This window comes from Micromonospora sp. KC207, from assembly GCF_004348615.1.
Classification (GTDB): domain Bacteria; phylum Actinomycetota; class Actinomycetes; order Mycobacteriales; family Micromonosporaceae; genus Micromonospora.
Genome location: NZ_SMKJ01000217.1, coordinates 1 through 12714, shown reverse-complemented (window position 1 = coordinate 12714; position 12714 = coordinate 1). Strand labels below are relative to the sequence as shown.

At 74.4% G+C, this 12714-nt stretch carries 6 protein-coding genes; 4 read left to right on the top strand and 2 right to left on the bottom strand.

All coding sequences use genetic code 11. From position 1 onward, the window contains the following. The 4 genes from E1258_RS23355 to E1258_RS23340 form a co-directional block, all read left to right on the top strand. The coding region (locus E1258_RS23355) for an AAA family ATPase (protein WP_132404898.1) at positions 1–1749 on the top strand (1749 nt) is incomplete at its 5' end. 11 nt (positions 1750–1760) lie between these two features. Beyond that, on the top strand, positions 1761–2069 hold the full coding sequence (locus E1258_RS23350) for a YbaB/EbfC family nucleoid-associated protein (RefSeq protein WP_132404896.1): 309 nt from the start codon (positions 1761–1763) through the stop codon (positions 2067–2069). A 34-nt stretch (positions 2070–2103) separates the two neighbouring features. After that, entirely contained in the window at positions 2104–4974 is a 2871-nt protein-coding gene (locus E1258_RS23345; protein WP_132404894.1) for a hypothetical protein, read from the top strand. Positions 4975–5170: 196 nt separating this feature from the next. Further along, positions 5171–6748, top strand: coding sequence for a protein kinase (locus E1258_RS23340; RefSeq protein ID WP_132404892.1), 1578 nt, complete (start codon positions 5171–5173; stop codon positions 6746–6748). On the opposite strand, the gene E1258_RS23335 is transcribed toward E1258_RS23340, so the two are convergent. Continuing rightward, complete coding sequence (locus E1258_RS23335; RefSeq protein WP_132404890.1) at positions 6712–10176, bottom strand: BTAD domain-containing putative transcriptional regulator; 3465 nt, start codon at positions 10174–10176, stop codon at positions 6712–6714. The two genes, E1258_RS23340 and E1258_RS23335, sit on opposite strands and share 37 nt — an antisense overlap. Before the next feature lie 52 nt (positions 10177–10228). Next, entirely contained in the window at positions 10229–12556 is a 2328-nt protein-coding gene (locus E1258_RS23330; RefSeq protein WP_371688669.1) for an AAA family ATPase, read from the bottom strand. Positions 12557–12714: the final 158 nt, after the last annotated feature.

Below are 12714 nucleotides of genomic sequence, written 5' to 3'. Positions count from 1 at the left end.
TCCCCGGCCCCCGCCGGGTACGCCCCTGACGAGGTCCCGGACCCGGACGGGCCTTCCGCCGGGGACGCGGCGGACGGGGAGCTGGACGGACCGCTGCGTGAGCTCAACGGCCTGATCGGTCTGCGCGGGGTGAAACAGGAGGTCACCGCGCTGATCAACTTGATCAGGATGTCGCAGGTCCGGCAGCAGATGGGCCTGCCGATGCCGCCGATGAGCCGGCACCTGGTCTTCGCCGGTCCGCCCGGCACCGGTAAGACCACGGTCGCGCGGCTCTACGGCGCGGTCCTGGCCGAGCTGGGCATCCTGGCCAAGGGCCACATGATCGAGGCAGCCCGGGCGGACCTGGTCGGCCAGTACATCGGCTCGACCGCGATCAAGACCACCGAGCTGGTCAACAAGGCGATCGGTGGGGTGCTCTTCATCGACGAGGCGTACACGCTGTCGGCCGGTTCCGGCGGATCGGGCCCGGACTTCGGCCAGGAGGCCATCGACGCGCTGATGAAGATCATGGAGGACCAGCGCGACGAGCTGGTGGTGATCGTGGCGGGGTATTCGGAGCTGATGGAGAAGTTCCTCGCCTCCAACCCCGGTCTGGCGTCCCGCTTCACCCGGACCATCGAGTTCCCGAACTACTCGGTCGACGAGCTGGTCACCATCACCTCGAACCTGTGTCGCAAGCACTACTTCGAGCTGACCGACGACGCCGTCGCGGGGCTGACCGCCTATTTCGAGCGGATTCCGAGGACCTCGACGTTCGGTAACGGCCGGGTGGCCCGCAAGCTGTTCGAGGCAATGATCAACAATCAGGCGTCCCGGCTGGCGGTCACCCCGCCGACCAAGGACACCCAGATCAACCGGCTCACCGCCGAGGACCTCGCCCCCGAGCTGGCGGTGCTGGACGACCTGCCGGTCGAGCCGAAGAGCCAGCCCGACCGGAGCCAGAACCCGACCGACGCGATCATCGCCGCCCAGAGCTGGCAGCGGATCGGCCGGCTGGTCGGTGCGGCCGAGACCCACGAGGCGGTCGGCGCGACCCTGCTACAGCTCTGCGGGCTGCGTAATCGCCGCCGCTCCTACGGCAGACACGGCAACGTCCTGCTCTCCGGCGTACCCGGCAGCGGTCGCAGTGAACTCGTCCGGCACTACGCCGCCGCCCTGTCCGAACTGGACCTGGTCCCGGTCGGCCAGGTGGTGCGGGTCTCGACCGCCGAGCACCTCGCCCCGCAGTGGCCGGGGCAGGTCCACAGTTTGGTCCGGGCCGCGCTCCAGGACGCGACCGGCGGCACCCTGGTGATCGACTACGTCGACGACGGTGCCGGTGGCGCGCCGGAGATCGTCGAGGCGTTGGTCGAGCAGATGCGTGCCGGGCTGGGCGACCCGGTCGTCGTGCTGATCGCCGAGCCGGCCGTGCCGGCCCGACTCGCGGCTGCGGTGCCCGGTCTCACCGATCTGTTCGGGCAGGCGTGGAGCATCCCCGAACTCACCGTCACCGAACTGGCCGAGGTAATGGCGCGGCACCTGACGAGGCGCGGTCACGAGATCCCCGACGACGTCCGGGCCGCGCTCACCGGGCTGGCCGCGCGGGCACCCGAGCGGACCGTGCGGGCCGCCCACCTGCTCTCCCGGAGCCTGAGCCGGGCCACCGGGTCCCGGACCCTCGCGCTGGCCGACCTGAGCGGACTGGTCAGCCGGAACGATCCGGCCGTCCTGGCGGCCCGCCCCCACGGCGGCCTCGCCGCGGTCGGCTGAGAGGAGACGCCATGTCGCAGCAGCAGCCCACACGCGACGAGATGATCGAGGCCGGACGCGCGTTCGAGCAGCGGCTACGCAACGCGCAGGCCAGTCTCGAACACGCTCTGGTGACCGGCCGTTCCGCCGATGGCACCGTGGTCGTGCTGGCCAGCGGTCTCGGGCAGCTCAAGGCCGTGCAGGTGAGTCCCGCCGTGTTCGACACCCGTGACGTGACGGCCCTGCAGGACGCGATCACCCAGTCGATCCGGGCCGCCGCGGCCAACGCGGTCACGCTGGCTCAGGAGAAGCTGGGCGTGATCGAGATCAATCTCTACTGACCGGCAGGGTGGTGGCCGTGAGGAGTACGACCTGATGTGGACGGTGGGCTCCCGCCGCAGCCAGGCGTCAGCGGGGATCTTCCGGCACCGGGTCGGCAACGCGCTCGTCCTGCACTCCGACGAACGGATCAGCGTGGAGGCCCGGTCGCTGGCCCTGGCGGTCGCCGAGGACCCCGACCACGACATCGTCGTCCTCGATCTCCACCACGACCTGCCGGTCGGCACCTGGCGGTCGGTCGCCGCGGCGTTGAAAGGGAGTCGGCGCGGCATCCGGCTCGTCGTCTGCGGGGCATCCGCCGATACCGGCGCCATCGCCGCGCAGTGGCTCTGCGACCGGCTACGCCGCCCGGTCGTCACCCCGCACGGGCGGACCGTCCGCGCGGTGGCCGGAACCCTCTTCGCGGACACCGCCGCCGGCAGTGGCTGGGTGCGCTACCGGCCGGGCCGGACGCCGGTCTGGGAGTCCCAGCGCTACCCCGCCCCGGCCTGGGACGCCGCTGCCGCGCGGTTCCGGCCGACCAGTGCGGTGGGCGCGGTCGAGCCCATCCCCGGCGGAGTCTGGATCCGCGACACCCGCGATCCGGCCGTGGTCAGCGGCCGTTGGCAGTGGCTGACAGCCGCGCTGCCCTGCCAGCCCGAGGCGATGACGGTCGTCCTCGGTTGCCCCGGCACGCCACCCCTCGCCATCGACGACGTCGCCCGCTTCTGGCGCGAACTCGACCCGGACGGCCGGCGACACGCCCGGTTCGTGCAGTACGGCCCGGTGCAGTTACCGGCGGGTGGGGTGCTGGGCCAGCAGTTGGCGGACGTGCTGGAGTCACCCGTGGTCTGCTTCGGCGGCATCCCCGTCGGGCGGCCCGACCGCGCGCACATGCACACCGTCACACCGGACGGCCGCCTCGGCTGGCAGGTTCTCGTCCGGGAACTCTGTTTCACGCCGCGTACCACGCCCGGTGCCGCGGCCAAGCTGCCACGGATCCTCAGCCACCACGCCCCGGCGCTGCTCGGAGAACCGGTCGGTCCACTGGCCCACCGCTACGCCGCAGACGCGGTCGTCGAGATCGTCCAGTCCGGGCTGTGGATCCGCGCCGACGACACCCCACGCAACGCCGGCCGGATCCGGGCCCATCCGGCCGATCCGACCCGGCATGCCCTCATCGTCGACGACACGGTCCCGTCCCGGGTGCCGCGCTTCCGTGAACTCGCCGAGGACCTGGCCGCCCGGCTGGATCCGGCCACCCGTGCCCGCAGCACCCTGCACCTCGCGTCGGCGGTGGCGGCCGGCCGGCGGGAAAGGCCTCCCTACAGCGCCGACGCCGGCCTCGGTGACGGACTGACCTACCGGTTCACCGCCGCGGACCTGGCCCTGGCGGAGCCGGTCGAGGTGGCACCACCACCCGCCGAGGCCCTCGCGGTGATGGCCGTCCCCGGACCCCAGTCCCCGTCCTGGGTGCCGGCGGCGACGTCGGGCCTTCGGGCGGTGACCGGCGGGCCGACCCTGGCCGCCGCCGATTTCCTGACCGCGCCCGTCACGGACCCGGGAGCCGCCGTCCCGGTCAGGGTGTCGCCTCCGGGCACCGCCGCCCCTTCCGAGATCGCCCCGTCGGCCAGCGCCGGGGGCACCGGGACGCTCGCCGGCCGGCCCACGGGGACGGCCGGGGGTCGGCTAGCCCCGGTCGCCCCGCCGTCGCCACCCGTCGCCCCGCCGTCGCGCCCGGTCGCCGCACCGCCGTACCCGTTCCTCGCGCCGCCTGCGCCGGTTCGGACCCGGACGGCGTCCGGCCGCCCGGCGGATCCCTCCGTGGTCGCTGCGCTCTGGGACCAGTCCGACCCGGTCGATGCTCCCCACGACACTCCCGACGCGCCGGCACGGCCCGCGTTCGCCACACCGGCGACGAGCCGGGACGTGCGCACACGGGCCTGGTCGACCGCGACGCGAGCCGATCCGGCCGTCGTGCGGGACGCCATGCCCACCACACGACCCGCCCCGACCCCGGTCGTGTTGCCGGTCGACCGTCCGGCCCGGACGCCGGTCGACCGTCCGGCTACGCCGCAGACCCGTGGTCCGGCCGTGCCGTCCGCCGTGGTCCCGGCGGAGACCGCGACCTGTCCACCCGACGCCCTCCGGCGGCCCCTGCGGTTCCAGACCACCCCGCCGCCGGACGCGCAGGGTCTACCCACCTCGAACGGGCTCGACGCCGAACGGTTGTGGCTGCGGCAGCGGTTCAGCCAGGAGTTCGACGTCGCCGCCAGTTCGATCTCCCGGCTGCTCGCCGAGCATCCACGCCTGCACACGGGCGACGGCCCGCTGGTCGACACGGTCGCCGTGCGCCTATACCTGTCGTCCCCGGGCGAGGCCGTGGACCGGGCGCTGCGCTCCGGGTCGGCCGGCGACGCGGTGTCCTTCGCCCGGTGCGTGGCGGCCGGGGTCGCCCGGTTGCCGTCACACCGTGGTGCCGCCTGCCTCACCGCCACGCTCTCCGCCGACGACCTGCGGGAGATCGCCGCGCGGGAAACGCTGACGGACTGGGGGTTCACCCACGCGCTGACCGAACCGCCCGTGAGCGTCCCGGGCAACGTCGACGTCCTGCTCTGGTCGATGACCGCCCGCCGGACCCGGCTGCTCGAGCCGGAGGACGACCATCGCGCCGCCGATCGGGTGTTGTTCCTGCCCGGCACCCGTTTCAAGGTGTTGGAGACGGCGCGACCGGGGCGGGACCGTCCCGGCCGTCTGCTGCTGCGGGAACTCGCCGCCGAGGAGCCGGTCCGCGGGCGTGGTCCCTTCGACGACCTCGCCCTGACGTCGCTGCTCCGTTGCCACGAGCGGTGGGCGGCGACCGGTCGACGGGGCCGGGTCGGCGGTGCGACGGTGCCCCGCTTCGCCTGCCTCCCCGGCATCGCATGACGGGAAGCGTCCGGGCCGCTCCCCGAAAACGTGTCGCGTCGCGGTTCGCCGCTCCGGTGCGAGCGCCACCCGGCCATAGTTCGTTTCGTTGTCGATGGTTTGATGTCTTGGTATACCTGACGATGCCGGCGTAGGTGCTCGGCGCGGAGGCGTCGGTTCCGTCCAAAAAGGAGACATAATCGACACCGCGTACCGCGTGAGCCCGTTGCGCTCGACCGACCCGGAGCGGATGGGTGACTACCTGCTCGTCGGCCGGCTCGGCCGGGGCGGCATGGGATTGGTCTACCTGGCGGAGAGTGACGACGGCAGCTACGTCGCGATCAAGCTCATCCATCCGGACCTCGCGACCGACGCCGAGTTCGCCCGCCGGTTCCGTGGCGAGGTCGAGCGAGCCCGGCGGGTGCCGTCGTTCTGTACCGCCGAGTTCCTCGACGCCGACCTCGACCACGACCCGCCGTACCTGGTGGTGGAGTACATCGACGGCCCGAGCCTCGACGAGGTGATCGCCGAACGGGGCCCGCTGCGGGGCGGTTCGTTGCAGTCGCTCGCGGTGGGGGTCGCCACCGCTCTGACCGGGATCCACGGCGCGGGCATCATCCACCGCGACCTCAAGCCGGACAACGTCCTGCTGGCGCCGGGCAGCCCCAAAGTGATCGACTTCGGTATCGCGCGGTCCTTCGAGGCCACCAGCCAGCACACCCGCACCGATGTCATGGTCGGCACGGTGGCCTACATGGCCCCGGAACGGTTTTCCGGTAAGTCGGAGAGACCGGTGACCGCTGCGGCCGACGTGTTCGCCTGGGGCTGCGTGATCGCCTTCGCCGGCACCGGGAGGACACCGTTCCAGGGCGACTCGCCGTCCGCGACGGCGGCGCGCATCCTCACCCAGCCGCCGCAGCTCGACGGCCTGCCGGCATCCCTTCGGGAACCGGTGCGCGCGGCGTTGGCGAAGGATCCCGCCGACCGGCCGACCGCCCCGGAACTGCTCGCGATACTGCTGGGCAACCAGTCTGCGACACCGACACCGACACCGCCGACCGTCGATCAGCGACCGGCGGCGGTTCCCGACCTGCCGGTCCGGTCGGCTCGTCACCGGCGGGCGGCGCTGGGCGGCCTGGCCGCGCTGCTGGTGCTCACCGGGGTGACGGTCGCCGGCCTTGTCGCCAACGCGGACGACCGACCGGAGGCGGGTGCCGCCCCGTCACCGTCGGCCGGGTCGCCGTCGCCGTCGCCGTCGAGCGCGGTGTCCGCGCAGACGCCCGCCCCGGAGCAGACACCTCCACGCTCGGCCGCGCCCACACCGACCGGGTCGCGCAGCACGCCGGCCGGCGTGATCGAACCCTCCCGGCCCACGACCAGCCCCGGACCACGGGCCCTGGTGAACACCTCCGGCCGCAACCTGGCCCTCGGTCGACCCGCGACCGCCTCCAGCATGGAGGATGCCCGTTGGGCCGCCGCGAACGCCGTCGACGGTGACCACATGAGCCGGTGGGGCAGCCAGTTCAGCGACCCGCAGTGGCTGACCGTGGACCTGGGCGCGCAGTGGCGGATCAAGGAGGTCGTGCTGCGCTGGGAACTGGCGCATGCCACCGAGTACCGGGTGGACGTCTCCCCGGACGGCCGGCGGTGGACGACGCTGCACCGCACCTCGTCGGGCCGGGGCGGGGTCGAGCGGATCACTGCCGACGACGCGACCGGCCGCTACGTCCGGATGTACGGCACCCGGCGCGTCGGCGGCTACGGCTTCTCGCTGTACGAGATCGAGGTGCGCTGAGCGTCCCCGTCCTGCGGCCGCCGGCCCGGGGAGAGGTCCACGCCGTACTCGCCGAGCCGGCGGCGGGCACGGCGCAGATCCCACCGGGCACCGAGCATCGCGTACAGATCCGTCGCCTCGCCGCCGGTCCGGGCCGCCTCGTGTGGGCGCCGATTGGCCGCGAGCAGCGCGGCGGCGTCCTCCAGCGCGGCGGCCAGTTCCACCACCCGGCCGACCGCGCGGTAGTGCGCCGCGGCGGCCAGCGCCGGCTCCGGGTCGCCGGTGAGCAGCGCCCGGCACCGTGCCGCCGCCGGATGGGCCCGCCCCCGCCGGACCTCCCGGGCCGCCTCGTCGGCGCAGATGGCCGCCGCCTGTTCGGCCACGTCGCGTCGATCCAGCTCCAGCGCGAGCCGGACGGTGTCGGGCAGCCACTGGTGCCGCATCATCAACGGCGCGTACGCCGGCACCAGCAGCGGGTCGAGAAGGTGCAGGGCCTGCTCCGGGTGCCCCTGCTGCTCGGCGACCGACGCTCGGGCGACCATCAGGAAGTCACCGCTCTCGCGCTCGGCCTCGGTGGCCGGCAGCAGATCGGTCGAGTCCAGGTGCCCGCCGGCCGACACGGCGTCGCCCCGGCGGGCGGCGACGAGCGCGGCCGCGCCGTGCAGCAGCATGGCGACCGCCCCCGGCTCCCGGGTGCCCAGCAGAGTGGACCCGAGTGGGTCGTCGGTGACCGCGCTGACCACGGACAACACGTCGTCCCAGCGGCCCGACCAGTAGTGCTGCACCGCTGCGGCGACGTGCAGTCCGGACGGTAGCCGGTGCCGCAACGCGAAGAGCGCGGCCTCGCGCAGCGTCCGCTCGGCCTCCTCCAGCCGGTCCAGGTTCTGGAGCGTGAACGTCCGGTTGTCGAGCAGGTCGAGGTACAGGCCGGTGAAGGACGGGTGGTCGCGCATGATGTCCAGCGCGCGGTCGACGTACTCCAGCGCCCGCTCGTGGTCGCGCCGGATGGTGTTGGTCAACCAGGTCGTCTGTAGGGCGAACACCGCGTCGTACGGCTGGTTCGCGGCGAGCGCGGCGGTGCGCCGCGCCGTCGCCGTCCGGTCCGCCCGGTCGAGGTCGTCGAGCGGACCCCGACGGAAGTTGGCCAGCAGCATCCGGTGCCGGGTGTGCCAGAGCGCGGGTACGGCGGTGTCGGCGAGCGCCTCCTCGACGATGCCGAGCGCCGCCGCGACGTCACCGCCGCGGTGGGTCATCGCGGCGAGCAGGTGACGCATCTCGGCGCGGTCGGCCGGGTCGGAGGCGAGCCGGAACGCCTCCCGCGCCTCGTCCAGTGCCGGGCGCCCGTACCGGAAATCGAGCCGGACCAGCGCGATCAGCAGGCGTTCCCGCTGCCCCGGATCGGGCCGGTCGGTGCCGAGCACCCGGCGGAGCAGTTCGCCGGCGAGCCACGGCGTCCGGCGGACCAGCTCGACGTGGTGGGCGACCAGCCAGGACACCATCCAGCCGTCCACCGTGGAGGTGGCTGCGGCGAGCTGCTCGGCCACCCGATCCACCGGACTGCCACCGACCGCCAGCACCTCGGCGGTGTGCCGGTGCAGTGCCGACCGGGCCGGGACGGGGATGCTCTCGTACAGCATCTGCCGCAGGAACCGGTGCCGGAAGGCCAGGTCGGTGCCGGCGTCCACGACGACCCGCGCGGCGAGCGCCTCCTCCAGGCTGGACACCAGGTCGACGGCGGAGCGGCCGGCCACCGCGCCGACGTCGTCGACGGAGAACCGGATGCCGAGCAGCGCAGCCGTCCGGAGCACCTCCTGGGTGTCGGCGGTGAGGCTGTCCATGGTGGCGCGGATCATCGCGAGCAGTGGGCGTGGGGCGTCGATCGGGGTGGCGTCGGGGATGTCGGCCACACCGTCGACCACCCGCAGCGCGCCCCTGCGCAGCAGGGCCGTGGTCAGCTCGTGGGCGTAGCGGGGGTTACCCGCCGAGATGGCGACCACCTCGGCCAGGTTCGGCCCGAGGGACACCCCCACGAGGCCGGTGACCACCTGCTCGACCACGTTCGCGGGCAGGGCCTCAAGGTGGAGCAGGTGACCCTGCCGGGCCTGGACGGCGCGGCGCAGTCGCGCCAGTTCCGGGGCGCCCGGCTCCAGCCGGGCGGCTGCCACCACCAGCAGGGGCAGCCGGCGGGTGAGGGCGACCAGCCGTTCCCAGAAGGGGGCACCGGATCCGTCGACGCCGTGCAGGCCGTCGAGGACCAGCAGGAGGGGAGCGGTCGAGCAGGCGGCGCGTACCTCGGCCAGCACCCGCTCGGTCACCGCCGGGGTGGCGGTCCCGACCACCCCGGCGATCCCGTCGGGCCCGGTGGCGGGCGGGTTACCTCCGGCAAGGTCGGCCGCCAGCCCCAGCGCCCGGGTCACCGTCGAGAGCGGCACCTGCTGGTCCGGCTCCTCGGCGAGCCCCCAGGCGACCCGGCATCCCCGCCCGGCGGCGTCGTCGAACGCGGCGTGGAGCAGCCTGGTCTTGCCGATGCCGGGTTCGCCCTCGACCCAGACGACGGTGCCCTGACCGGCGGCGACCGCCGCGACGAGTTCCCGTAGCTGCCGAAGTTCGGGGTCACGGCCGGGGAGGGCCGCCGGACGCGGCCCGTCCCGCGTCGTCCGGTTCGCGAACCCTGCCGGCACTCCCGGCCCGTCGCGCGACGGTGACGGCTCCCCGGAGACGATCCCGTGCAGCCGGACGAGGGCAGCGCCAGGTTCGACGCCGAGCTCGGCGTGGAGCGTTTCCCGGGCCGCCCGGTACACCTCCAGCGCCTCGGTCCGCCGCCCGCTGCGGTGCAGGACGTGCATCAGCAGCTCGTGCAGGGGCTCGTGCAGGGGGTGGTCGCGGACCAGCACGGCGAGATCGGCCACCACGCCGTCGTCGCCCATCTCGACGAGGGTCCGGGCCCGCTGCTCGGCGGCGTCGAGCCGCCGCCCGGCGAGCCGGATCCGCTCCGCGTCGAGACGATCGCCGGTGAGCCCGGCGTACGCCTCGCCGTGCCAGAGCCGCAGCGCCTCGTCGAGCCGGGCCACGGCCCCCGTCCGGTCGCCGGCCGCACGCAGCCGCTCCGCCTCGGCGCCGAGCGCCTCGAACCGTTCGCTGTCCAGGTCCTCCGGGCGTAGGCGCAGGGCGTAGCCGCCCGGACCGGAGGTCAGCGACCCGGGCCCGAGGCTACGACGTAACCCGGAGACGTACGTGTAGACACTGCCCACCGCGGTGGTCGGCGGCGACGGTCCCCACACCCCCGCGACCAGCTCGTCCCGCCCGACGTCGCGCCCGAGGGCGGTGGCGAGCAGCGCGAAGATCACTCGTTGCCGGGCCGGACCCAGCGACAGTTCCCGGTCACCGCGCCAGGCCCGGACCGGCCCGAGGACGGACACCCGCAGCGGCTCTTCCTGTGTGGTCAGCATCGACCCTCCGCCGTGCGGGGCGGGAGGGGAATGCCACGACGGACGACACCGGTCACGGGAGGTCGGGCCTTCCCTCGCCGACGAGCCCGGACCGGGACAGGTGCGGTTGGGTCGGATTGCCCGGCAGGCTCGGCCGGATCCGCCCGAGCAGTGCCCGCAGCCGGTCGATCCACTGCGGGCCGATCCGGCGCTCCCGCAACGCCGTGTGGGCGATCTCCGCCGCTGTCTCGAAGTCGCCCCGCCGCTCGTGGCTGTGCGCGGCTATCCAGCGCATCTCACCCGCCAATTCCGGATCGGCGGTACGCGCGGCGACCCAGCCGGCCTCGGCTGCGGCGTTCCGATCCGCGCGCAGCAGCAGCCGGGCCAGCCACGCGGTGAGCGTGAGCCGCCGGGCGGGGGCGAGGGCGTGCTGGGCATGAGCGTGCGCGAGTGCGGCGACGGCGATCTGCGGTGCCGCTTCGGCGACCCGTTCGACGTGATCGGCCAGCCAGCCGCCGAAGCAGTCGTCGACCGGCACCTCCCCGGCGAGCGTCAGCGCCACCACCCGCTCGGGTGCGGTGCCCGCCGCGGCGAGCCGCTCCGCGTACCGACGGCAGAGGGTGACCCGGAGCGCGGCGGGGGTGCTCCCGCACAGGGCGCGGACCACGACCCGGTGCCGGAAGCGCAGCCGGTCTCCGGGCGCGAGGATCCCGGCGGCACGTACCGGAGCCAGCATCCGGGCAAGATCGTCGAGGTGGTGGTCGGTGGCGGCGGCCACCTCGGCCATCGTGCAGCCGGCCGGCTGCGTGCCCGGCGACCGCACCTCGTACGCGCTGAGGAACGCGACCGCCCGCAGCACCTGGCGGGTGTCCTCCGGGTACGGGGCGAGGTGTGCCCCGACCGCTGCGACCAGACCGGCCGCCGGGAACGGATCGCTCGCGGTCAGAGCGAGCTGCCGCAGGTATTCCGGGTGCCCGTCGGCATCGTCGATGATCCGGGCCAGTTCCTGGGGCTCGGGCGGTTGCGGAGCGACCGCCCGGACCAGCGCGCCCGCCGAGCCGGAGTCCAGCGGACCGAGCGTGACGATCTCGGCGGCGGACCGTCCGGCCGCCGGTCCCGAGCCGGACCGGACGGCGGCGACCAGCAGGAGCGGTAGCTCGCTCGCCTGCCCGCCCAACATGGCCCAGGCCCGCAGCGTGGTCGGGTCGGCCCAGTGCAGGTCGTCGACGACGAGGACGAGCGGGCCCTCGGCTGCGGCACGCCGGACCAGCTCCACCGCCCGTTCTGCCGCGTCGGCGTCCGCCCGGTCCGTGCCTTCGGCGTCCGCCCGCCCGGTGCGACGGGCGTCGTCGGGCCGCTCCGGCGAGACGGACGCGGCGACCAGCGCCTCCACCGTGGGATGGTCCGGTCCGGCCCCCAGGGCGGATTCGACGCAGTCGCTCAGGGTGCCGAGTGGGACGTCCCGGGCGACCTCGTCCCCGACCGCCCAGCCGACGCGGCACCCGTTCGGGGCGGTGCGCAGCGCGGCCGTGAGCAGGGCGGTCTTGCCGATGCCGGCGGGACCTTCGACCAGGATGTCCCCGCCCCGCCCGGCGGCGACCTCGGTCACGGCCCGGCGCAGCCGGTGTAGTACCGCGTCCCGGCCGAGCAGCGGAGCCGTGCCGGTCCGGGTACGAGATCCGGGCCCGGCCGCCGGGACGCCTCCGGGGGGAGTTCCCGGCCCGCCGGCCGGCTCGGACGGTACGCCCCCGGGCCGCGTGCCGCCGCCCGTCACCACGGACCGGCTCGCGGGTCGGCCCGTCTCCGGTGGCGCGGCGGCGAGTCCGGCCCGCAGGTTCTCCCGGTGCGGACGGTCCGGCGTCAGCTCACGCAGAAGATGGGCGGCCTCATCGAGGCGTCCGCTCCCGGTCAGCAACTCGGCGTACCGCTCGGCGGTGGCGAGCCGCAGCTCGGCCAGACGCAGCCGCTGTCGCTCGGCGAACGGCCCGGGGACCCCGGCGAGCGCCTCGCCACGCCACAGGCGCAGGGCCGTCGCGACGGCGGCCAGCTCGGCGTCGGTGTGCCCGGCGGACCGTTGCCGCCGGGCCGTCTCGCGCAGCGACTCGAACCTGAGGACGTCGACCGAGTCCGGCGGGAGGTGCAGCTGGTACATGCCGCCGCCGGAGCTGAACAGCCGACCCGCCGCCCACCGGCTCCGGGCCGGCTCCAGCATCTGGCGCAGGGTGGAGACGTAGGTGTAGATGTTGCCGTTCGCGCTGGGCGGCGCGTCCTCACCCCAGACGGCGTTGACCAGTTGGTCGCGGGAGACACGCTGCCCGGTGTGCAGCGCGAGCACGCAGAGCACGGCGGTACGACGTGCCGAGCCGAGCACGAGCTCGCTGCCGTCCCGCCAGGCCCGCACCGGACCCAACAAACGGAGGTCGATCCCCACCTGCTCCGCTGACATGGCTGCCCTTGGCTCGCTGCTCTGAGTGCCTGACCCCGGCGAAGTGGTCGGGAAGAACCTGGCCTCCCGCTACCGGCGGAATCTCGGCGAATGCCCCACCCGCCCGCTTACTC

Excerpts from the sequence above, each read along its gene's own strand:
- E1258_RS23350 (WP_132404896.1), top strand. The coding sequence starts at position 1,761 with ATGTCGCAGCAGCAGCCCACACGCGACGAGATGATCGAGGCCGGACGC.
- E1258_RS23335 (WP_132404890.1), bottom strand. The coding sequence starts at position 10,176 with ATGCTGACCACACAGGAAGAGCCGCTGCGGGTGTCCGTCCTCGGGCCG.
- E1258_RS23345 (WP_132404894.1), top strand. The coding sequence starts at position 2,104 with ATGTGGACGGTGGGCTCCCGCCGCAGCCAGGCGTCAGCGGGGATCTTC.